Source organism: Amycolatopsis thermoflava N1165 (assembly GCF_000473265.1).
GTDB classification, from domain to species: Bacteria; Actinomycetota; Actinomycetes; order Mycobacteriales; family Pseudonocardiaceae; genus Amycolatopsis_E; species Amycolatopsis_E thermoflava.
The window spans coordinates 4810880-4832509 of sequence record NZ_KI421511.1 but is presented as its reverse complement, the minus strand read 5'-3'; the positions used below and the strand labels follow the sequence as shown (position 1 = coordinate 4832509).

Here is a 21630-nt window from a genome sequence, read left to right as displayed (position 1 = left end):
CTGACGCACCGCCGGCCCTCAGCCCTCCAGCAGGAAGTACTCGTTGCCGAACGGGTCGGTGAACCACGTCGCCTTCGTGCCCCACGGCATGATCTGCGGTTGCCCCGCGAAGCGCACCCCGCGGGCGGACATCTCGGCGTGCGCGGCGGCCACGTCCGGCGTCATCATCGTGATCCCGGTGCCGCCCGGCACCATCTCCCGCGCGTGGACCTCCGGCTGCCCCAGCACGATCGACGTCACCGCGCCCGGCGGCGCCACGCTCAGGAACCGGTGCACCGCCCCGAACCGCAGGTCCTCCCGCTTCTCCCACCCCAGCGTGCCCACGTAGAAGCGCAGCGCCTCCTCCTGGTCGCCGACCAGGATCGTGGCCGAGTGCAGGTGCGTGATCACCCTCCGGACGCTACGGCGGCGCTCTCACCGGTGTCTTCTCCGTTCTTGCGCATCGGCCGAGGCGAGCGCCGGCAGGGCGATCAGCACCGGCGGCGACCAGTCCTGCCCCAGGTCCAGGTACACGTCCCGGTGGTGCACCGGCGCCTCCGCCGACACCCGCACCGCGCGCGGGCACGCCCCGGCCACGGTGCGGCCCGGGATGAGCTGCGCCGCCGCGCCGCCGCGGCTGGGCAGCGCCGACGACATCACCCAGTACGTGCCCGCGGGGACACCGGTGAGCAGGAAATCACCCGGTTCGGCCAGCAGGGTGCCGCTGACCGGGAACCCGCGCGCGGCGCGCTTGGGGAACAGCCCGACGTACACGGCCGGGTCCGGCCCCAGCGCCACCTTCGCGGCCGGGCTCAGCCGGACCGTGCCCATCACCGTGCCGGCGCCCGCGCCCGGGGACGACGTCGGCCGCGGCGGCGAGTCGGTGAGCACGTCCGGCAGTCGCCGGAACTCGACGGGCGTGGTGCCGACCGCGGCGGTGAACCGGGAGGTGAACGTGCCGACCGCGGAGAAGCCCACCGCGTTGCAGATGTCGATGATCCGCTCGTCGGTCTGCAGGAGCAGCTGTTTGGTCCGCTCGAACCGGCGCGCGGTCAAATACTGGCACGGCGGCATGCCCAGCTCCCGCGTGAACGTGCGGGCCAGGTGGAACGGGCTGTAGCCGACGTGGTCGGCGACGTCCCCCAGCCCCAACGGCTCCTCCGCGTGCGTGGTGATGAACCGCGCGGCGCTCAGGACTGCCTCGCGCATGACAACCCCCTCGTCGATCCGGACGGTTCCCGCGTGAGGAGATCCTGCACCAGGGGTACGACGATTTCGAGGGGCGTCACACCGCGCCAGCGCCCGGCGACACAGCGCTGACCAGCGATGATCACTGCACCGCGGCGACCAGCAACCCTCCGCCGACCGGCAGCAGCGCAGGCACCAGCCGCTCGTCCTCGCGGATCGCCCGCGCCAGTTCGCGCGCCGCGAGCACCCCGGGCTCCCGCCGCTCGCCGCGCGCCGCGTCGGTCACGCCGTGGAACGCGATCACCCCGCCGGGCCGCAGCAGCTGGACGCCGTGCTCGTAGTAGCGCGGGTACTCGGCGCGCGCCGCGTCCACGAAGACCAGGTCGTAGCCGCCGCTGGTGAGGCGCGGCAGCACGTCCAGCGCCCGGCCCATGATCAGCCGGGTGCGGCCGGGCGGGTACCCGGCCTCGCGGAAGGTGCGGCGCGCGGCCTGGTGGTGCTCCGGCTCGATGTCGATCGAGGTGAGGACCCCGTCCGGGGCCATCCCGCGCAGCAGGTAGAGCCCGCTGACCCCGATGCCGGTGCCGATCTCGACCACCGCGCGGGCCCGCAGGCTCGTCGCCAGGAAGCACAGCGCCGCGCCGGTCGCGGGTCCGAGTGCCGCGCAGCCCAGCTCCGCCGAGCGCGCCCGTGCGGTGAGCAGCGCGGCGTCCGCCGGGTGGTCGGGCAGGTAGCCCTCGGCGTGGTCGCCGCCACTCGCCGCGAGCGTCTCGGAGGTCACGCGGCAAAGGTTAGCGCTGGTCGTCGCCAAACCCGTGGAAGACGTGCACACTTCTCTCAGGCGGCTCTCAGTCTCGTCTCACTACCCACATAAGGAGAGGGGCCAAGCTGGGTCTCAACGGGTGCCAGGGGTTCCCGGGAACACAGTGCGGATGGCCCGCGTTGGACAGATCAGTTGGGAGAACAGCCTGATGGAGGTGCCGTCCCCCACGATGCAGAACAGCCTGGAGAACGAGCAGGTCGAGGGCCGCCCGGTCACCGTCGACGAGTCCGCGTGGACTCCGCCGTCGTGGGACGAGGTCGTCCGCGAGCACGGCGACCGCGTCTACCGGCTGGCGTACCGGTTGACCGGCAACACCCACGACGCCGAGGACCTCACCCAGGAGACGTTCATCCGGGTGTTCCGCTCGCTGGCCTCCTACAAGCCGGGCACCTTCGAGGGCTGGCTGCACCGCATCACCACGAACCTGTTCCTGGACATGGCGCGCCGCCGCTCGCGGGTGCGCATGGAGGGGCTGCCCGAGGACACCGACAGAATCGTCGGTGACGACCCGAGCCCCGAGCAGGTCTACAGCGACACGCACCTGGACCCGGACCTGCAGGCCGCGCTCGACGAGCTGCCGCCGGAGTTCCGCGCCGCCGTGGTGCTGTGCGACGTCGAAGGACTTTCCTACGAGGAGATCGGTGCGACGCTCGGCGTGAAGCTGGGCACCGTGCGCAGCCGGATCCACCGCGGCCGGCAGGCGTTGCGTGCCTCGCTCGAACGGCGCCGGGCGGCCAAGGAGGAATCCGTGGGGGTTTCCGCATGAGCGAACTGCGAGGCTGGGGCCTGCCCGAGTCTCACCTGCTTCCCGACGCCGTCGTCGCCTTCGTGGACGGCGAGATGAGCCTGGGCGCCCACGAGCGTGCCGCGTCGCACGTCGCCCGGTGCCCGATCTGCGCGGCCGAGGTGACGTCGCAGCGCCAGGTGCGCGCGGCGGTCCGGCGCGCGGAAGCCCCGTCGATGCCCGCCAGCCTGCTGGCGAGCCTGCGCAACATCCCGCAGGACACCGACCTGCCGACCAGTCCCGACAACCTCGCCGTCACCGAGGACGGCCAGCTGGTCGCCATCCAGCGGCCCGACCGCGTCGCCGGTCTCCGGTCGTCCCCTTTTGGTTCGTCGGCGCCGCTCGGGTCGAGCGCGCCCCTCGGTAGTGGTTCCGCCGTACTGGGCGGGCAGCGTCATCCCTCGGTGCGGCGCCGTGTCGCGCAGGGCGCCGGGGTGGCCGTGTCCGGTCTGGTCCTGAGCGCGCTCGCGCTCGTCGTGACCTCGGCGACCGGCGGCGACCCGACGCAGGCCAACCCGGAGCCGGGCCAGGCGCCCGCGCCCGGCGTGCTGCGTGCCCAGCTCGGTGGCGAGCCGAGCGCGCCCGCCACCACCACGACCACCACGACTCCCGCTCCCGCAGCCGGTCGCTGACGCGCCCTTCACCGTCCGCGGGGGAGAATCGGTGGCGTAGGGTCGCGCCGACAGCACGACGAGCCATCCACCCGGGGAACGATGAGTCAGCCGAACCCACCACAGGACAGCGCAGGCGCGGAACCGCGGCTGGCGCCCCGCCCGCTGGACCGGCCGCCGGTGGATCCCACGGAAGCCGGCGCGTTCGGCCGCCCGCACGGCGTGGACGGCGCCTTCGACAAGCTCTACACCCCCGGCACGCGCAACGGCGACAAGATCGTCGCCGCGCCGCCCGCGCCGGAGTCGCTGGCCGAGGCGTTCGGCCGTCCGCCCGGCGCGGAGGACGTGCAGCTCCAGCGTCCCGCCGGCGACAACGGCAGGCAGCCGGGCGGTGATCCGGAGCCGCCGCTGTGGTCCCGAATGACCGACCCCTGGCGTGACCCGGGTTCGGCCGCGGTGCTGTCCCGCCCGGCGCTCGATCCCGACGACGAAGACGACGAGGACGCGGACCGTCCGCGCAGCGCTCAGCTGTCGTTGCCCGAGCTGCTGTTCGGCCGCCGCGTGAAGCCGGTCGCGCTGGGGCTGCTCGGGGTGGTGTGCCTGCTCATCGGCGCCGTCGGCGGCCTGATCGGCTGGTGGCTCGGCGGCGCGGGCGACTCGCTGACCGGGTCGGCGACCATCTCCGAGGCCGAGGCTGGCAAGGAACGCGCGCCCGGTTCGATCGCCGACATCGCGCAGCGCGTGGCGCCCGCGGTCATCTCGATCGAGGTCAAGTCCGGTCAGTCCGGCAGCGTGGGCTCCGGGGTGATGATCGACCCGCAGGGCTACGCGATCACCAACAACCACGTCATCTCGCTGGCCACCAGCGATCCGCAGGCGAAGATCACCGCGGTGTTCACGGACGGCACCCGCACCGAGGCGCGGGTCGTCGGGACGGATCCGAAGACCGACCTGGCCGTGATCAAGGTGGCGGTGTCGAACCCGACGGTGCTGCAGATCGGCGACCCGGCCGGCCTCGAACCGGGCGATTCGGTGATCGCCGTGGGCTCGCCACTGGGCCTGGAGAACACGGTGACCTCCGGCATCGTGAGCGCGCTGCACCGGCCGGTCACCGCGGCCGGGGAGAACGGCGAGCCGCCGGTCACGTACGACGCGATCCAGACCGACGCGCCCATCAACCGCGGCAACTCGGGTGGCGCGCTGGTCGACTCGACGGGCGCCCTGGTCGGCATCAACTCGTCGATCCGCACGGACGGCGGCGCGGACGGTTCGGGCGGCAGCATCGGCATCGGGTTCGCCATCCCGGCCGACGACGCGATCAAGATCGCCCGCACGCTCATCAGCAGCGGCCAGGTCAAGCACGCCGACATCGGGGTGAACGCGGCGTCGGTCGCGGCGGAGACCTCGGAGGGCGCGCAGGTGCTGAACGTCGCCGACGGCGGTCCGGCAGCGCGGGCGGGCATCGCGGAGGGCGACGTCATCACGAAGCTCGGCGACCGCCTGGTCCGCAATGCGGCGGAGCTGACGGTGGCGGTGCGGCAGCACGAGATCGGCGAGACGGTGCCGGTCCAGCTGGTCCGGCAGGGGCGGACGTTGATGGTCGACGTGACGCTGGGCTCGGACTGACCGCCGGATGGACGAGACGTGAACTCCGCGCGCGGGATCCGAACCGGCCGGTTGGCGGGGTAATCTGAGGTAGCTGGAGCCGTGTGAGGCGGAGGTTCGCGAATGTTCGAAAGCGTTGGCTGGGGCGAGATCCTCGTCCTGATCGTCGCGGGCCTGTTCATCCTCGGCCCGGAGCGCCTTCCCGAGGCGGCGGCCTGGCTGGGCCGGAGCGTGCGGAAGGTGCGCGACTTCGCGACCGGCGCCAGGCAGCAGCTCAAGGAGGAGATGGGCTCGGACTTCGAGCAGTTCCAGAAGCCGCTGGAGGACCTGCGGCAGCTGCGGAACTTCGACCCGCGTCGGGCGGTCACCCAGCACCTCTTCGACGGCGACCCGGACCCGCTCGGGATCAACGGCCTGTCCGGTGGCAGCGTGAAGCCGAACGGCTACCCCGCCACGACGACCACCCCGGCCGCGAAACCGGACCCGGAACCACTCAAACCAGGCGAAAAGCCCCCCACAGACCCAGACGCCACCTGAGAAGAAGGGCCACCCCAGCAGGGGTGGCCCTCTTCTTTTGTCCCTGGCACAACCGCCGCCCGGCAACGAAAAGCAAGCGACTACCCCAACCAGACCTCCCCCGCCCCCGATCCACAGCCGATCTTTAGTCGCCGACCAGGCGTGTCAAGGCACGCTTTCCCGCCTTGACACGCCTGCTCGGCGACTGAAACACACTCAGGGAGAGGGGGCGGGGGTGGTCGGAAGGTGACCATTCGAGCGCCGTGAGGCGCTCCTGCGCGAAGCGCAGGAAAAAGATCAAAAGATAGTCCTCGCCGGACGGGCAGGCTCCGGGATGACCAGGGGTTGGGTGCCTCGGCCCACCTCGGGTGGGTGGTCGCCGGGTGGTCATCCCGTCGCCTTCCGGTTTGTGCATATCACCTTGACCCAGGGCCGCAAGCTTGGCATGTCAACTCACGCGGGCGCGGAGGTTGCGGCCCTGGCTCAAGGTGATCGTCCAGTGTCAGGCGACGGGATGACCACCCAGCTCACCTGTGCATGTGGGCTAGCGGCCGCTGGGGCTTAGGTTCAGCATCTTCCCGGCCAGCCCCCGGGCCCGCACCGACAGCTTCTTCGCCACGTCCCGCAGCACCTCCGACGCGGGCGCGTCGGGTTCGGCGAGGACCAGCGGCGTTCCGGCGTCACCCTGCTCCCGCAGGCGCGGGTCGAGCGGCACCTGGCCCAGCAGCGGCACCTCGGAGCCCACCGACTTCGACAGCGAATCGGCCACGGTCTTGCCGCCGCCGGAGCCGAAGATCTCCATCCGCTCGCCGGAGGGCGTCTCCAGCCACGACATGTTCTCGATGACCCCGGCGACCCGCTGCCGCGTCTGCATCGCGATCGCGCCGGCCCGTTCGGCGACCTCCGCGGCGGCCTGCTGCGGCGTGGTCACCACCAGGATCTCCGCGTTCGGGATCAGCTGGGCGACCGAGATCGCGATGTCACCGGTGCCCGGCGGCAGGTCCAGCAGCAGGATGTCCAGGTCGCCCCAGAACACGTCGGCCAGGAACTGCTGCAGCGCGCGGTGCAGCATCGGGCCGCGCCACACCACCGGCGTGTTGCCCGGGGTGAACATGCCGATGGAAATGACCTTCACGCCGTGCGCCTGCGGCGGCATGATCATCTGCTCGACCTTCGTCGGCTTCTCGCGCGCACCCAGCATGCGCGGCACCGAGTGGCCGTAGATGTCCGCGTCGACCACGCCGACCGACAGCCCGCGCTGGGCCATCGCCACCGCGAGGTTGACCGTGACGCTCGACTTGCCGACCCCGCCCTTGCCGGACGCGACGCAGTACACCCGCGTCATCGAGCCCGGCTGGGCGAACGGGATGACCGGCTCCGCGGCGTCGCCGCGCAGCTGTTTCCGCAGCTCGGTGCGTTGCTCGTCGCTCATCACGTCGAGCTCGACCCGGACTTCGCGCACGCCGGGGAGCTTGCCGACCGCGGCCTTGGTGTCCTTGGTGATGGTGTCCTTGAGCGGACAGCCGGCCACCGTCAGGTACACCGCGACCGAGACGACACCGTCCTCACCGACCGCGACGTCCTTGACCATGCCGAGCTCGGTGATGGGCTTGCGGATCTCGGGGTCGTGAACGTCCTTCAGCGCCGCGCGGACGTCCTCGACACTGGGGATCTGCTGCGTACTGGTCACCCCACCATGCTACGGACCGGTAATGGCCTCTGCCTGGGCCCTATTGCTTTTGCCACGTCGCGGCTTCGTATTGAGGTCCTCACGCAGCTTGTCCAGCTCCCCGCGCAGGTAGTCGCGGGTGGCGACCTCACCGACCGCCAGGCGCAGCGCGGCCAGCTCGCGCGCCAGGTACTCGGTGTCGGCCTTGGTCTGCGCCGCCCGGTGCCGGTCCTCCTCCAGCGACACCCGGTCCCGGTCGTCCTGCCGGTTCTGCGCGAGCAGGATCAGCGGCGCCGCGTACGCCGCCTGCGTGGAGAAGGCCAGGTTGAGCAGGATGAACGGGTACGGGTCCCAGCGCAGCGCGGCCGCGCTCAGGTTGACGATGATCCACACGATGACGATGAGGGTCTGCCAGAACAGGTACTTCCCGGTGCCGAGGAACCGGGCCAGCCGCTCGGACAGGCGTCCGAAGCTGTCCGGGTCGATGCTGACCAGTGGACCCCGTCCGGATCGGGGCTGGTCGAGGCGGCGCCGCGCGGTCAACTCAGGCACTGTCGATCTCCTGTCCCTCGGTGATGTCGTGCAGCCCGGTCTCGCGCCAGCGGTCGGGCAGCAGGTGGTCGAGCAGGTCGTCGACCGTGACGGCGCCCAGCAGGTGGTCCTGGTCGTCCACGACCGGACCGCACGCCAGGTTGTAGGCCGCGAAGTAGCGCGTGATCTCCGGTAGGTCGGCGTCCGGGCCGAGAGCGGGCAGGTCGGTGTCCACGGCGCTGGCGACCAGTTCCGCGGGTGGTTCCCGGAGCAGGCGCTGGAAGTGCACGCACCCCACGTAGCGGCCGGTCGGGGTCTCGGTCGGCGGACGGCACACGAACACGAGGCTGGCCAGCGCGGCCGGCAGGTCGGGGTTGCGGATGTGCGCCAGCGCCTCGGCGATCGTGGCGTCCGGGGCGAGGATGACCGGCTCCGGCGTCATCAGGCCGCCCGCGGTGTCGGACGAGTAGGTGAGCAGGCGCTTCAGCGGCTCGGACTCGTCCGGGTGCATCAGGTCGAGCAGACGGCTCTGCTCGGCCGGGGCCAGCTCGGCGAGCAGGTCGGCCGCGTCGTCCGGGTTCATCGCCTCCAGGATGTCGGCCGCTCGCTCCTCAGCCAGGTGCGCGAGCAGTTCCTTCTGGTCCTCCTCGGGCAGCTCCTCCAGCACGTCGGCGAGCCGCTCGTCGTCCATCGAGTCGACCACCTCGTGCCGCCGCTTGGTCGGCAGGTCGCGCATGGTCGCGGCGATGTCGACGGCCCGCATGGTGTCGAACAGCATCAGCAGCTGCCCGGCGCCCTGCGGCTGCCCGGTGAGGTCGGTCAGGCCCAGCCCGCGCACCTCCGACCAGGGCAGGACCTGCAGCGACGACCGCCGCCTTCCGATACCGAGCCGTCCGGAGCGCTCGCGGACGGCGAGCTTGGCCAGCACCCAGTCGCGGGTGCGGACCGGTTCCATCGCCGCGTCGGCGACCGTGACGCGGGCGTCGGTGGAGGCCAGCCGGGCCTGCGCGTCGATCAGCTGCCCGAGCACGAGGACCTCGTTGGGCCTGCGGTGGAAGCGGCGCATGTTGACCGAGCCGGTCGCGAGCGTGACGGCGTTCGGCTCGATCGCGGTGACCCGGAGCATCGGCACGAACACCCGGCGCCGGGTGGCCAGCTCGACCACGAGCCCCAGCACCCGCGGCGGCTGCTGGTCGAGCCGCAGGCCGGCGACCAGGTCGCGCACCTTGCCGATGGACTCGCCGTCCGGTCCGAAGACCGGAAGGCCGGCCAGCTGGGCGGCGAAGACCCTGTTCACCATACCGCCAACCCTATTCGAGCGCCGCCTGCTCGGCGATCGCACTGAGGATCGCCACGCTGGGGAAACCGCCGTGCTCGGCGGCCCACAACCAGTTGTCCACGGCCCGCACGAGCGTCCAGGCGCGGGCGCGGTCCGGGTCCAGCCCGGCGGCCAGCACCCGCATCCGTTCGTCTATTGTGGACTCTCCGAATCGGTTCCACAGCAGGGGGATCAGGCCGAACTCCGGGTCCCCGGTGATCGGCTGCGGGTCGATCACCAGCCATGGTTCCCGTGTGCCGGCAAGGATGTTCTCGTAGTGCAGGTCCTGATTGACCAGTGACGTCCCGGCCGCCGGCCCGAGGTCCCGGCACACGGCGACCGCGGCGTCGAGCAACCGCTTCGGCACGGGCCCGCCCAGCCGCGCCCAATCGGCGGGCATCTCCTCGGCGAGCCGGGCCGCCTCATCGCGCAGCGTGCGGCCGAGCGGGGGAGCGGGGACGGTCAGCCGGTGCAGGAGGCCGCGCGTGATCTCCAGCGCCTTGTCCAGCGGCTCGGTGAGCAGCGGGCGGGACGCGTCGAGCCGCTCCAGCAGCAGCGCGCCGCGGGCGCTTTCCAGCAGCCGCACGGCTCCCCGGCCATCCCAGGCGGCCAACGCCACCGGCTCGTCGCGGGTGCCGTCGTCCTGCCAGGCGAGCTTCAGCACGAGCGGTTCGCCGTCGCGGCGCACCGGGAACACCAGCGCGGTATACCCGTGCCACGGCGGGCCTTCGATCACCAGACCCCACTGGCGGCAGCACCAGTCCGCCAGTTCCGGCAGCGCGGCCAGCCACGGCCGCACCACGTCGCCCTCGTTGTCGATCAGGCGTTGTGAAAACTCCCCCGGTACCCGCACCTCACCCAGAGTGCCAGTGATCGGGCACTTCCCAACCGGTGTGACGGGGGTAACATCGCGTCAAGGGACACGCACCCCCGGGAGCCGCCATGCTGGCCGAAATCCTCTCCATAGTCGCGGCCGTGGGAGTCACCGGGCTCGCCATGAGCGTTCGCGTCGTGAAGCAGTACGAGCGCGGGCTGATCTACCGCTTCGGCCGGGTCTCCTCGGCCATCCGGGAGCCCGGCCTGACCATGCTGATGCCGATCGCGGACCGGCTGCAGAAGGTGAACATGCAGATCGTCACCCTGCCGGTGCCCGCGCAGGAGGGCATCACGCGGGACAACGTGACGGTCCGGGTCGACGCGGTCGTGTACTTCAAGGTCATCGACCCCGTGGTTGCCGCCGTCAACGTGCAGGACTACCGGTTCGCCGTCGGGCAGGTGGCCCAGACCTCGCTGCGCTCCATCATCGGCAAGAGCGACCTGGACGACCTGCTGTCCAACCGTGAGCGGCTCAACCAGGGGCTCGAGCTGATGATCGACAGCCCGGCCCTGGACTGGGGCGTGCACATCGACCGCGTGGAGATCAAGGACGTCGCGCTGCCCGAGTCGATGAAGCGGTCGATGTCGCGCCAGGCCGAGGCCGAACGCGAGCGCCGGGCGCGGGTCATTTCCGCCGACGGCGAGCTGCAGGCGTCCCACAAGCTGTCCGAGGCGGCGGGCGTCATGGCCGACACCCCGGCGGCGCTGCAGTTGCGCCTGCTGGAGACGGTGGTGCAGGTGGCGGCGGAGAAGAACTCCACCCTGGTGCTGCCGTTCCCCGTGGAGCTGCTCCGTTTTCTCGAACGGAGCACCGCCCAGCCGGGGAACGTGAGCGAGCAGCCCGCGAACGGGCAGGCGCCGATCCCGAGGCAGTCGGAGGAGTCCGCCTCCGGGTGAGGCGCGCCATATGCGGGAAGGCGGGACGGGGACCATACTCGCCGGTAATTCCGCCCGCTGACACAGGAGTCGCCCCATGGCCCGTCTGGCCCAGACCGCCGGTCTCACCGACGTGCAGTCGGAGATCCTGTCCACGGTTCGCTCGTTCGTGGACAAGGAGATCATCCCGCACGCCCAGGAGCTGGAGCACGCGGACGCCTACCCGGCGGACATCGTCGAGGGCATGAAGGAGATGGGCCTGTTCGGGATCACGATCCCGGAGGAGTACGGCGGGCTCGGCGAGTCGCTGCTGACCTACGCGCTCGTGGTCGAGGAGATCGCGCGCGGCTGGATGAGCGTCTCGGGTGTCATCAACACGCACTTCATCGTGGCGCACATGATCTCCCGGCACGGCACGCCGGAGCAGAAGCAGAAGTACCTGCCGAAGATGGCGGCGGGCGAGGTCCGCGGTTCGTTCTCGATGTCCGAGCCCGACCTCGGCTCGGACGTGGCGGCCATCAAGACCCGCGCGCGGCGGGACGGCAATGGGGGTACCCCCGCCAGTGGGGGCGTAGCCGGCGGGGGAGACTACGTCATCGACGGGTCGAAGATGTGGCTGACCAACGGCGGCTCGTCGAACCTGATCGCGTTGCTGGTGCGCACCGACGAAGGCGCGGAGAAGGCCCACCAGAACCTGACGACGTTCCTGGTGGAGAAGCCGGAGGGCTTCGGCGAGGTGGCGCCTGGGCTCACCATCCCGGGCAAGATCGACAAGATGGGCTACAAGGGCGTCGACACCACCGAGGCGGTGTTCGACGGCTTCCGCATCCCCGCCACGCAGGTCCTCGGCGAGGCGCCGGGCAGGGGTTTTGCGTTCATGATGGACGGCATCGAGGTCGGCCGGGTCAACGTGGCGGCGCGGGCGTGCGGCATCGCGATCCGGGCGTTCGAGCTGGCGGTGGAGTACGCGCAGCAGCGCAGGACGTTCGGCAAGCCGATCGCCCAGCACCAGGCCATCGCGTTCAAGCTCGCGGAGATGGCCACCAAGGTCGAGGCGGCGCACCTGATGATGGTCAACGCGGCGCGGCTGAAGGACACCGGCGAGCGCAACGACGTGGCGGCGGGCATGGCCAAGCTCATCGCGTCCGAGTACTGCGCCGAGGTCACCCAGGAGGCCTTCCGCATCCACGGCGGTTACGGCTACAGCAAGGAGTACGAGATCGAGCGCCTGATGCGGGAGGCGCCGTTCCTGCTCATCGGCGAGGGCACCAGCGAGATCCAGAAGACGATCATCAGCCGCGGCTTGCTGCGCGAGTACCAGTCCCGCTCCTGAGGGCACGGCCCGCCCATCGTCGGTGGGCGGGCCGTTATGCCTTCGCGACCATCGACAGCCCGCCCGTCGCGAGGGCGAACACCCGGACGAGCGCCCCGCCGACCGCGGAGTCGAGGTCGAGCCGTTCGAGCGAGGCGAACCGCTCGGGAGTGAGGTCGATCGTGACGATCCCACCGGTCCCAGCGCGATCCGTGGCCGCGAACAGCGCCAGGCACCGGTAGGCCCGCACGCTCCCGCCGCGCTCCTCGCGCATCAGCGACTGCAGGAGCACGGCTCCCGGCCGGACCTGGTCGCGGAGCGCCTCCACCGAGCTCCACCGTGTCGCGAAACCGCGGGACTCCGCCTCCGCCTGTATTTCGAGCAGTGTTCCGAAGCTGATCTCGCACACGCGGAAGTCGGCGTCGGCCGAGTCGATCAAGGGCACCGGTGCATCATCCTCGCCGAAGGCGGTTGGAGTGTCGGGTTCGCGTGGTTTCATAGGGGTTGGCAGGATGAAGTCACTCGATCACTACGACAGCACAGGTGATGACCGTGACCAGCCCGTTCTCCTCCGGCGGCCGTCAAGCACAGGGCCTGCCGCGCTTGCCGACGCCGCCCACGGGATGGCCGATCGGCTCCTACGCCACCTACCAGGAGGCGCAGCGGGCGGTCGACTACCTCGCTGACAACCAGTTCGCGGTCGAGGACGTGACCATCGTCGGCGTGGACCTGATGCTCGTCGAACGGGTGCTGGGCCGCCTGTCGTGGGGCCGCGTCCTCATGACGGGCGCGATCTCCGGCGCCTGGTTCGGCCTGTTCGTGGGTTTCCTGCTGGCCATGTTCGCCTCCGGCGCGGAGGTCACCTACCAGCCGATCCTGGTCGGCCTGGTGTCCGGTGTGCTGTTCGGCCTGGTGTTCGCGGCCATCAGCTACGCCTCCTCGCGCGGCCGTCGCGACTTCGCCTCGGCCAGCCAGCTCGTCGCCGGCCGCTACGACGTCCTGTGCCAGCCGCGCAACGCGGAGCAGGGCCGTGACCTGCTGGCGAAGCTCGCGATGCGGCCATCCGGGTCATCGAGCTGAATCGTGACCTCCACCGCTTGCGGGCGGTGATCGCCGGGCATAGTTTGACTTCCCACCGATCGTGCGACCCGGGTTGACACCCTCGGGTTGCTTGATTGCATGCACGACGGCGTGCGGGGTGGGTCTCCCGCCGGCCGCGTGCCGAGGAGGAGGCCTGATGGGGAACGGTACGAGCCGGGGCAGGCCGCCCGGCCGGATCGCAGCGGCGGTCGGCGCGAGCGTCCTGACCGCCGGTCTGGTGACCGCGTGCGGATCCGAAGAGGGGATCACGCTCAACCTGTACTACGCGCCGGAGGACACGTTCCAGACGGTCGTCGACAACTGCAACGCCAAGGCGGCGGGGCGCTACAACATCGTCTACAACAAACTGCAGCGCGGCGCCGACGACCAGCGGGTGCAGATGGCGCGCCGGCTCGCCGCCGGTGACGACGGCCTGGACATCCTGGGCCTCGACGTCACCTGGGTGCCGGAGTTCGCCGAGGCGGGCTGGGCCGAGGAGTGGACCGGCACCAACCGCGAGCAGGCCGAGGCGGGTGTGCTGCCGGGGCCGCTGGCCACCGCGACCTGGAACGGCAAGCTGTACGCCGCGACGAAGAACACCAACGTCCAGCTGCTCTGGTACGACGACCGCATCACGCCGCAGCCGCCCGCGACCTGGGACGAGATGATCGCCGAGGCCGAGCAGCTCAAGGCGGCGGGCAAGCCGCACAACATCCTGTTCACCGGCGCCCAGTACGAGGGCCTCGTGGTCATCTACAACACGCTCGTCGCGTCCGCGGGCGGGCACATCCTCTCCGACGACGGCAAGTCCGTGGTCATGGACGAGGGCGCGGTGCAGGCCCTGGAGATCCTCAAGCGGGTCACCTCCAGCGGCATCACCGACCCGTCGCTGACGAACATGAAGGAGGACGAGACCCGTCAGGCCTTCCAGCGCGGCAACGGCGCCTTCGAACTGAACTGGCCGTTCGTGTACGCGTCCTACGCGGAGGAGCAGCCGCAGGACCTGCCGCACTTCAAGTGGTCGACCTACCCGGCCGTCGATCCCGGCGTCCCGGCCCGGACCACGATCGGTGGCTACGACCTCGCCGTCAGCTCGACCTCGAAGCACAAGCCCGAGGCGTTCGAGGCGGCGCTGTGCCTGCGCAGCCAGGAGAGCCAGAAGTTCTCCGCGCTCAACGACGGCGTGCCGCCGAGCATCGAGGCGCTCTACACCGACGAGACCCCGCTCGACCCGACCAAGCCGGTCAACGCGGACGACAACCCGAGCATGGCCACCGCGTACCCGATGCGGGACGCGATCTTCGCCGCGCTCAAGGACCCCGCGGTGCGCCCGCTGACCCCGGCGTACCAGAGCCTGTCGACCGTGATCTCCAAGGTGCTGTCGCCGCCGTCGGAGATCGACCCGCAGAAGACCGCCGAAGAGCTGCGCACGAAGCTGACCGACGCGCTGAACTCGAAAGGGGTGATCCCGTGAGCACGGTCGAGGACGTTTCCACGACGCCACAGACCACGGCGAAACCGGGGAAACCGGCCCTGAGCGAAGGGAAGCGGGCGGAGCGGCGGCTGGGCTGGCTGCTGTGCGCTCCCGCGGCCTTCGTGATGGTCGCGGTCACCGGTTATCCGATCGCGTACTCGATCTGGCTGTCCCTGCAGCGGTACGACCTGCGGTTCCCGAACGACACCGAGTTCGTCGGCCTCGCGAACTACGCGGCCGTGCTGTCGGACTCCTACTGGTGGACGGCGTTCGCCACGACCGTGGTGCTCACCGTGGTCTCGGTGGCCATCGAGCTGGTGCTCGGCATGCTGCTGGCGCTGATCATGCACCGCACGCTCGTCGGGCGCGGTCTGGTGCGCACGGTGGCGCTGATCCCGTACGGGATCGTGACCGTGGTCGCCGCGTTCTCCTGGTACTACGCGTGGACCCCGGACACCGGGTACCTGGCGAACATCCTGGCCGGGGATTCGGCGCCGCTGACGCAGTACCTGCCGTCGATGGCGATCATCATCCTGGCCGAGGTGTGGAAGACGACGCCGTTCATGGCGTTGCTGCTGATGGCCGGGCTCGCGCTGGTGCCGGACGACCTGCTCAAGGCCGCCGCGATGGACGGTGCCAACGGGTGGCAGCGGTTCATCAAGGTGATGGTGCCGGTGATGAAGCCGGCGATCCTGGTGGCGCTGCTGTTCCGCACGCTCGACGCGTTCCGCATCTTCGACAACATCTACGTGCTCACCGGCGGCCAGAACGACACGTCGTCGGTGTCCATGCAGACCTACAACAACCTGATCAAGGGGCTGAACCTGGGCATCGGGTCGACGATGTCGGTGCTCATCTTCATCACGGTCGCGATCATCGCGTTCATCTTCATCAAGCTGTTCGGCACCGCGGCGCCGGGCAGTGACCAAGGGGGGAAGCGCTGATGGTGATGGGCGGAGCGGTCACCACCGGCCGCAGGACGAGATGGACCCTCATCGACATCCTGGTGGTGGTCTACGCGCTGGTGCCGGTGCTGTGGATCCTGTCGCTGTCGTTGAAGACCAAGGACACCATCGACGACGGGAAGTTCATCCCGCGGTCGTGGACCCTGCAGAACTACGCGGACATCTTCCAGACCCTGGACTTCGTGCGGGCGCTGATCAACTCGATCGGCATCTCGCTCATCGCGACGCTGATCGCGGTGGTCCTGGGGACGATGGCGGCGTACGCGATCGCGCGGCTGGACTTCCCCGGCAAGCGGCTGCTGGTCGGGATCTCGCTGCTGATCGCGATGTTCCCCCAGGTGTCGCTGGTGAGCCCGCTGTTCAACATCGAACGGACGCTGGGTCTGTTCGACACGTGGGCGGGCCTGATCCTGCCGTACATCACGTTCGCGCTGCCGCTGGCGATCTACACGCTGTCCGCGTTCTTCCGGGAGATCCCGTGGGAGCTGGAGAAGGCGGCCAAGATGGACGGCGCCACGCCGGGGCAGGCGTTCCGCCGGGTCATCGCGCCGCTGGCGGCGCCCGGCGTGTTCACCACCGCGATCCTGGTGTTCATCTTCTGCTGGAACGACTTCCTGTTCGCCATCTCGCTGACCTCGACCAACGCGTCGCGGACGGTGCCGGCGGCGTTGTCGTTCTTCACCGGGGCCTCGCAGTTCGAGGACCCGACCGGGACGATCTGCGCCGCCGCGGTCGTGATCACCATCCCGATCATCCTGTTCGTGTTGTTCTTCCAGCGCCGCATCGTCGCGGGGCTGACCTCCGGTGCGGTGAAGGGGTAGCGCCAATGGCTGAGATCGTGCTGGACAAGGTGAGCAAGCGCTATCCGGACGGTGCGCTCGCCGTGTCCGAAGTGGACCTGCAGGTCGCCGACGGCGAGTTCATCATCCTGGTCGGTCCGTCCGGGTGCGGAAAGTCGACCACGCTGAACATGGTGGCCGGGCTGGAGGACATCTCCTCCGGCGAGCTGCGCATCGACGGCGAGCGGATGAACGAGAAGGCGCCGAAGGACCGGGACATCGCGATGGTGTTCCAGTCCTACGCGCTGTACCCGCACATGAGCGTGCGGGAGAACATGGCCTTCCCGCTGCGGCTGGCCAAGGTGGACGACGCGACGGTCAAGGCGAAGGTCGAGGAGGCCGCCGAGATCCTGGACCTGACGCAGCACCTGGACCGCAAACCGTCCAACCTGTCCGGTGGTCAGCGGCAGCGGGTGGCGATGGGACGCGCGATCGTGCGCAGCCCCAAGGCGTTCCTGATGGACGAGCCGCTGTCCAACCTGGACGCCAAGCTACGCGGGCAGATGCGGACGTCGGTGTCGAAGCTGCAGCGCCAGCTCGGCACCACCACGCTGTACGTCACGCACGACCAGACGGAGGCCATGACGCTGGGCGACCGGGTCGTGGTGCTGCGGGCGGGGTACGTGCAGCAGATCGGTTCGCCGCAGTTCCTCTACGACCACCCGACCAACCTGTTCGTGGCCGGGTTCATCGGTTCGCCGTCGATGAACTTCGTGCCTGCCACGCTGGAGGAGGGGAGTCTGAAGAGCGCGCTGGGCACGGTCCAGCTGCCGGACCGGTTGCGGCGGCTGGCCGAGGAGGCCGGTGCGCCGCGTGAGGTGATCGCCGGCATCCGGCCGGAGCACTTCGAGGACGCCGGGCTCCTGGAGGAGTCCGCCCGCGCCGGCGGTTGCGTGTTCAGCGCCCACGTCGACGTGCTGGAGTCGATGGGCTCCGAGAAGTACGCGTACTTCACGGTCGAGGGCGAGCTGGCCACGACGTCGGAGCTGGCCGAGCTGGCGGCGGACGCCGGAGCGGACGACGTGCCGGGCGGCGGAGCCTCCATGACGGCCCGGTTGTCCCCCGCGTCGGCCGCCCGGGAGGGCGGCACGCTCGACGTGTGGTTCGACGTGCAGAAGGTCCAGCTGTTCGACCCGGCGTCGGGGAAGAACCTGACCTACGAGGGCTGAGGAGTCCGTTCGGGCCGGAGCCCCACTGTCACCCGCGGGTGGTGCTCCGGCCCGTTCTCGGCTTGGCCTGACAGCATCCTTGCTCGCCTCCGCCGGGCCGGCCTGCTGTGGGAACCCGAAACGCCGACCACGCGCCCCGACCCGGCCGCGGTGACCGCCGCGGCCCGCGGCGCGGCCCCGACCGGCCGTTTGGCCGCCGACCTGATCAGCGAAGAGCGCGGCCCGCGGTGAGGGGTTTCGCCGGTGGCCGGGGACGTCTGGCGACTTGGGGGTCCGCCGACGGCGGGGCGGCCCGTGTGGATGATGTCTGCGTCCAGCGGTGTTCGTCCGGCTGCGCGGGCAGGCCGGGTGGCTGGGCGCGCGTGCGCGCGGAGTGGGCATTCGGCGCCGGGGCCGTCGGTCGGGATGTCGGCCGGGGTGGCTGTGCTGCCGGCGGGCTCGGGGCCGCACGGAGCGGGGCTGCCGTGATCGGCGCGCCCGGGCATGGTCGGCCGGCGGGTCGTGCCGCCCGGGCGGACGGAGCACCGGCCGGGCGGACGCACGTCACCCGCGCGAGCGGGCTCCCCTGGAAACGCGGCGCACGATGAGCGTTTTCGTCGGCTCCTCCGCGCTCGTCGAACTCTACGGGGCTGGCCGGGCAGCGAGCAGGTCCGGGATGGTCGTCTCCCAGATCGCGCGCGTCGAGATCCCGGCCGCGCTCTGACGCAAGCACCGCATGGGCGCCATCTTCACGGGGGACGCTCGCCCGCTGGTGTCCGCGTTCGCGGCCGACTACCACGGCACGCCGGACGAGCCACCCCGGTTCGCCGTCGTTCCGTTGACCCCGATCGTCCTCGACGTTGCCGCCAGAGGTCGAGTGCCCTGAAGACTCTCTCAGCCGCGGGCGGGCATTCTCACCTCAACAACGGGAGGTGGCCGATGACCCGCTCGGTGGTGCCGCGATGATCTTCCTCGGGGTGGTCTGCGCGGTCCTCGGGGCGGTCGCCGCCGCGTTCGGGGCCTGGTTGCAGCACCGCGGTGTCACCACGACCGGCCGCACGAACCCGGCCGCCCTCCTGCGCAACCCGGCCTGGCGGCTGGGTGTCCTCGTGCTCACCACCTGCACCGTCCTGCAGGCGCTCGCCCTCGCGTTCGCCCCCGTCACCGTCGTGACCCCGGTCGTCGTGCTGGCGCTGCCGATCCTGACCGTCCTCAACGGACCCCGCGACCACGTCACGCGCGCCGCCGTCGCCGCCGTCACCCTCGCCGTCGCGGTGTTCGTCACCCTGACCGCGCGCGACGCGCGGCCCAGCACGATCCCGCCGGACACCGTCGTCGACGCGGGTCAGCTCGTCGGCGCCCTCGTCATCGCCCTCGTCGCCGTCGCCGCGCTCGCCCAGGGCATCGCCCGGAGCGCGGCCCTCGCCGTCGCCGCCGGGGCCGGCTACGGCCTGGTCGCCGTGCTCACCCGGGACGTCCTGCACTCCGACGGCCTGCCCGTGCTCTCGCTGCTCGCCGCGGTGCTCGCGTTCGCCACCGCCGCCTGGCTCGTCCAGCACGCCTACGCCAGCGGGCCGCCGGACGTCGTCGTCGGGTGCCAGACTGCCGCCAACCCGGTGGTCGCCACCGCGCTCGGCATGACCGTCCTCGGCGAAGCGCCCGAACTCGACCTGCCGGTCCTCGCCGCGTGCGGGGCCACCGCGATCGCCGGCGTCGCGGTGCTCGCGGTCCGGCGCCACCACCTCAACGCCGGGAGTGCCACGCCTTCATCGCGCAGTCCAGCATCTCGTGGTCCAGCGGCGGAACCGGCAGCTCCTGCCGCTCCCCGCCGTCCGCGCGCAGTCCGTCCAGCAGCATGGTCAGGTACCGCTGCCACAGGTCCGGGGCCACGTCGTGCGAGTACTCCACGACCGACGCGACCATCTTGAACAGCACCGGGCAGTCCGTCTCGACGAAGTCCGCGCGCAACGCGCCGCTGTCCTTCGCCCGCTGCACCAGCTCGGTCACCACCGGGATCATCCGGTCCTTGACCCGCGCCACCTCGACCTGGCCGAACGCGTTGCTGAGCAAGGTGTCCCGCATCCCGCGGTCGGCCGCCATCATGGCGACGGCCTCCCACACGAACTTGCGGAAACCCTCCCACGGATCCGGATCGGCCAGCGCCGCGCGGGCGTTCTCTTCGATCTCCTCCACGCGGCGCGCGAACATCGCGTCGATCAGGTGTTCCTTGTTCGGGAACCGCCGGTAGACCGTGCCGACGCCCAGCCCCGCCGCGTGCGCCACGTCGTCCAGCGTCGCGTCGAAACCCCGCTCCCGGAACACGTCCCTGGCCGCCGAGAGGATCCGCAGCCGGTTCCGTTCGGCGTCGCGCCGCAGCGGCCGCGGCGATGCGGCGCGCAGTGTGTCCCGCGTCATGAAACCCATTCTACCAAACCTGAGATAGCTCCTCCGGTTTTTGGGTACGGTGGGAAGCGAAGGGGAGGTCCCCACTCCACATACGTCTGCGAGGACCGGAATGACGCAAACCACCTACGTCGAGCCCGCCGGGGGGAGACCAGCCGGCTCGACGGCCGACCCGCACCACGCGCGGCGCTGGCTGATCCTGGTGATGATCGGGCTGGCCCAGCTGATGGTCGTGCTCGACGCGACCATCGTGAACATCGCGCTGCCCACCGCCCAGCACGAACTGGGCTTCTCCAGCGACGCCCGCCAGTGGGTCGTCACCGCCTACGCGCTCGCCTTCGGCAGCCTGCTGCTGCTCGGCGGCCGCGTCAACGACCTGTTCGGCCGCAAGCGCGCCTTCCTCATCGGCCTCGCCGGCTTCGCGCTCGCCTCGGCGGTCGGCGGCGCCGCGAACGGCATCGAGATGCTGATCGTCGCCCGCGCCGCGCAGGGTGTGTTCGGCGCGTTGCTCGCGCCCGCCGCGCTGTCGCTGCTGACCACCACGTTCACCGACCCGAAGGAACGCGGCCGCGCGTTCGGCATCTTCGGCGCGATCGCAGGCGGGGGTGCCGCGGTCGGACTGCTGCTCGGCGGGGTGCTCACCGAGTACCTCGACTGGCGCTGGTGCATGTTCGTCAACATCGTCTTCGCGGTGATCGCCTTCGCCGGCGGCTCCAGCCTGCTGCGGCACCGGCCGTCGGAGGACCGGCCGAAGCTGGACATCCCGGGCACGGTCGTCTCGACCTTGGGCCTGTTCGCCGTCGTCTACGGCTTCGCCAACGCCGAAACCCACGACTGGTCGTCGCCCCTGGTGTGGGGTTTCCTGGCGGCCGGTGTCGTGCTGCTCGGCGTGTTCGTCCGCATCGAGACCCGGGTGGCGCACCCGCTGCTGCCGATGCGCGTGCTGCTCGACCGCAACCGCGGCGGCGCCTACCTCGCGGTGTTCCTGCTGGGCATCGGGATGTTCGGCATCTTCCTGTTCCTGACCTACTACCTGCAGCAGAACCTCGGGTTCACGCCGATCACGTCCGGCCTGGCGTTCCTGCCGATGGTCGGCACGCTGATGGTGAGCGCGACGCTGTCCACGAGCGTGCTGCTGCCGCGCGTCGGGCCGAAGGTCCTCGTCGGCGCGGGAATGGTGATCGCCGCGGCCGGGCTGTTCTGGCTCAGCGGCATCGACTCGGCCAGCACCTACGCCAGCGGCGTGCTGTTCCCGCTCATGGTGGCCGGCGTCGGCATCGGCCTGTCGATGGCGCCGTCGATGAACGTCGCCATCTCGGGTGTCGACCCGCACGACGCCGGGGTCGCCTCGGCGACGGTCAACACCGGCCAGCAGATCGGCGGCTCGATCGGGACCGCGCTGCTCAGCTCGGTCGCCGCCGACGCCGCGACCTCGTTCGTCGCGGGCAAGACGCCGACGCCGCAGCTGCTGGCGGACGCCGCGATCCACAGCTACACCACGGCGTTCGCCTGGGCGGCGGGCATCTTCCTGCTCGGCGCGGTGATCTGCGGACTGCTGATCAAGCCGGGTGTGCCGGAAGAGGCCGATACGGACATGCCGGTCGTTCACGCGTGACGGAAGCCCGCCGGTGCG

The 21630-nt window shown here is 70.8% G+C and carries 22 protein-coding genes; 13 read left to right on the top strand and 9 right to left on the bottom strand.

The annotated features are described in order from the left end of the window. Positions 1-18 precede the first annotated feature (18 nt). The 3 genes from AMYTH_RS0123755 to AMYTH_RS0123745 all read right to left on the bottom strand — a co-directional run bounded on the left by AMYTH_RS0123755 (position 19) and on the right by AMYTH_RS0123745 (position 1948). Positions 19-390, bottom strand: coding sequence for a VOC family protein (locus AMYTH_RS0123755; RefSeq protein WP_027932399.1), 372 nt, complete (start codon positions 388-390; stop codon positions 19-21). Positions 391-414: 24 nt separating this feature from the next. Then, entirely contained in the window at positions 415-1188 is a 774-nt protein-coding gene (locus AMYTH_RS0123750) for a helix-turn-helix transcriptional regulator (RefSeq protein WP_027932398.1), read from the bottom strand. A gap of 121 nt (positions 1189-1309) precedes the next feature. After that, positions 1310-1948 (bottom strand): O-methyltransferase, encoded by a 639-nt coding sequence (locus AMYTH_RS0123745; protein ID WP_017986912.1) that lies wholly within the window; start codon positions 1946-1948, stop codon positions 1310-1312. 190 nt (positions 1949-2138) lie between these two features. Between AMYTH_RS0123745 and sigE the strand changes: the two genes are divergently transcribed. The 4 genes from sigE (at position 2139) to tatB (ending at position 5527) form a co-directional block, all read left to right on the top strand. Then, positions 2139-2756: an RNA polymerase sigma factor SigE gene (sigE, locus tag AMYTH_RS0123740; protein WP_017986913.1), complete on the top strand. Its 618-nt coding sequence runs from the start codon at positions 2139-2141 to the stop codon at positions 2754-2756. Then, positions 2753-3406, top strand: a complete 654-nt coding sequence (locus AMYTH_RS0123735; RefSeq protein WP_027932397.1) for an anti-sigma factor family protein — start codon at positions 2753-2755, stop codon at positions 3404-3406. The genes sigE and AMYTH_RS0123735 overlap by 4 nt, the downstream gene beginning before the upstream one ends. Before the next feature lie 81 nt (positions 3407-3487). Beyond that, positions 3488-5011 carry a S1C family serine protease gene (locus tag AMYTH_RS0123730; RefSeq protein ID WP_027932396.1) on the top strand — a complete coding sequence of 508 codons (1524 nt, stop codon included), beginning with the start codon at positions 3488-3490 and terminating at the stop codon, positions 5009-5011. A 102-nt stretch (positions 5012-5113) separates the two neighbouring features. Then, positions 5114-5527, top strand: coding sequence for a Sec-independent protein translocase protein TatB (gene tatB, locus AMYTH_RS0123725; RefSeq protein WP_027932395.1), 414 nt, complete (start codon positions 5114-5116; stop codon positions 5525-5527). A gap of 523 nt (positions 5528-6050) precedes the next feature. On the opposite strand, the gene AMYTH_RS0123720 is transcribed toward tatB, so the two are convergent. The 4 genes from AMYTH_RS0123720 to AMYTH_RS45630 are packed head-to-tail and all read right to left on the bottom strand — an operon-like array spanning position 6051 to position 9877. Further along, positions 6051-7196: an Mrp/NBP35 family ATP-binding protein gene (locus AMYTH_RS0123720; protein WP_027932394.1), complete on the bottom strand. Its 1146-nt coding sequence runs from the start codon at positions 7194-7196 to the stop codon at positions 6051-6053. Between the two features lie 9 nt (positions 7197-7205). Further along, positions 7206-7727: a DUF1003 domain-containing protein gene (locus tag AMYTH_RS0123715; protein WP_027932393.1), complete on the bottom strand. Its 522-nt coding sequence runs from the start codon at positions 7725-7727 to the stop codon at positions 7206-7208. Continuing rightward, positions 7720-9006 (bottom strand): magnesium transporter MgtE N-terminal domain-containing protein, encoded by a 1287-nt coding sequence (locus AMYTH_RS0123710; RefSeq protein WP_037322653.1) that lies wholly within the window; start codon positions 9004-9006, stop codon positions 7720-7722. The genes AMYTH_RS0123715 and AMYTH_RS0123710 overlap by 8 nt, the downstream gene beginning before the upstream one ends. 10 nt (positions 9007-9016) lie before the next feature. Further along, positions 9017-9877 (bottom strand): aminoglycoside phosphotransferase family protein, encoded by an 861-nt coding sequence (locus AMYTH_RS45630; protein ID WP_323807238.1) that lies wholly within the window; start codon positions 9875-9877, stop codon positions 9017-9019. An 89-nt stretch (positions 9878-9966) separates the two neighbouring features. Between AMYTH_RS45630 and AMYTH_RS0123700 the strand changes: the two genes are divergently transcribed. Then, positions 9967-10797 (top strand): slipin family protein, encoded by an 831-nt coding sequence (locus tag AMYTH_RS0123700; protein WP_027932391.1) that lies wholly within the window; start codon positions 9967-9969, stop codon positions 10795-10797. 76 nt (positions 10798-10873) lie between these two features. After that, positions 10874-12109 carry an acyl-CoA dehydrogenase family protein gene (locus AMYTH_RS0123695; RefSeq protein ID WP_027932390.1) on the top strand — a complete coding sequence of 412 codons (1236 nt, stop codon included), beginning with the start codon at positions 10874-10876 and terminating at the stop codon, positions 12107-12109. A 34-nt stretch (positions 12110-12143) separates the two neighbouring features. On the opposite strand, the gene AMYTH_RS0123690 is transcribed toward AMYTH_RS0123695, so the two are convergent. Further along, positions 12144-12533 (bottom strand): hypothetical protein, encoded by a 390-nt coding sequence (locus AMYTH_RS0123690; RefSeq protein WP_027932389.1) that lies wholly within the window; start codon positions 12531-12533, stop codon positions 12144-12146. A 101-nt stretch (positions 12534-12634) separates the two neighbouring features. Between AMYTH_RS0123690 and AMYTH_RS0123685 the strand changes: the two genes are divergently transcribed. The 6 genes from AMYTH_RS0123685 to AMYTH_RS50520 all read left to right on the top strand — a co-directional run bounded on the left by AMYTH_RS0123685 (position 12635) and on the right by AMYTH_RS50520 (position 18480). Next, complete coding sequence (locus AMYTH_RS0123685; RefSeq protein ID WP_017986924.1) at positions 12635-13168, top strand: general stress protein; 534 nt, start codon at positions 12635-12637, stop codon at positions 13166-13168. A gap of 157 nt (positions 13169-13325) precedes the next feature. Continuing rightward, complete coding sequence (locus tag AMYTH_RS0123680; RefSeq protein WP_027932388.1) at positions 13326-14642, top strand: ABC transporter substrate-binding protein; 1317 nt, start codon at positions 13326-13328, stop codon at positions 14640-14642. Further along, a complete protein-coding gene (locus AMYTH_RS0123675) occupies positions 14639-15586 on the top strand; it encodes a carbohydrate ABC transporter permease (protein ID WP_017986926.1) in 948 nt (315 codons plus the stop codon). The genes AMYTH_RS0123680 and AMYTH_RS0123675 overlap by 4 nt, the downstream gene beginning before the upstream one ends. Next, positions 15586-16428, top strand: coding sequence for a carbohydrate ABC transporter permease (locus tag AMYTH_RS0123670; RefSeq protein ID WP_027932387.1), 843 nt, complete (start codon positions 15586-15588; stop codon positions 16426-16428). The genes AMYTH_RS0123675 and AMYTH_RS0123670 overlap by 1 nt, the downstream gene beginning before the upstream one ends. Before the next feature lie 5 nt (positions 16429-16433). After that, the gene (locus AMYTH_RS0123665; RefSeq protein ID WP_027932386.1) at positions 16434-17615 is read left to right on the top strand and encodes an ABC transporter ATP-binding protein; all 1182 of its coding nucleotides are present in this window, start codon (positions 16434-16436) and stop codon (positions 17613-17615) included. A gap of 715 nt (positions 17616-18330) precedes the next feature. Beyond that, positions 18331-18480: a signal recognition particle subunit SRP68 gene (locus AMYTH_RS50520; RefSeq protein ID WP_228684936.1), complete on the top strand. Its 150-nt coding sequence runs from the start codon at positions 18331-18333 to the stop codon at positions 18478-18480. Positions 18481-19337: 857 nt separating this feature from the next. Here AMYTH_RS50520 and AMYTH_RS0123640 read toward each other — a convergent pair. After that, positions 19338-20018, bottom strand: coding sequence for a TetR/AcrR family transcriptional regulator (locus tag AMYTH_RS0123640; protein WP_084022663.1), 681 nt, complete (start codon positions 20016-20018; stop codon positions 19338-19340). A gap of 91 nt (positions 20019-20109) precedes the next feature. On the opposite strand from AMYTH_RS0123640, the gene AMYTH_RS0123635 reads away from it, so the two are divergent. Further along, on the top strand, positions 20110-21612 hold the full coding sequence (locus tag AMYTH_RS0123635; protein ID WP_027932383.1) for an MFS transporter: 1503 nt from the start codon (positions 20110-20112) through the stop codon (positions 21610-21612). Positions 21613-21630 lie beyond the last annotated feature (18 nt).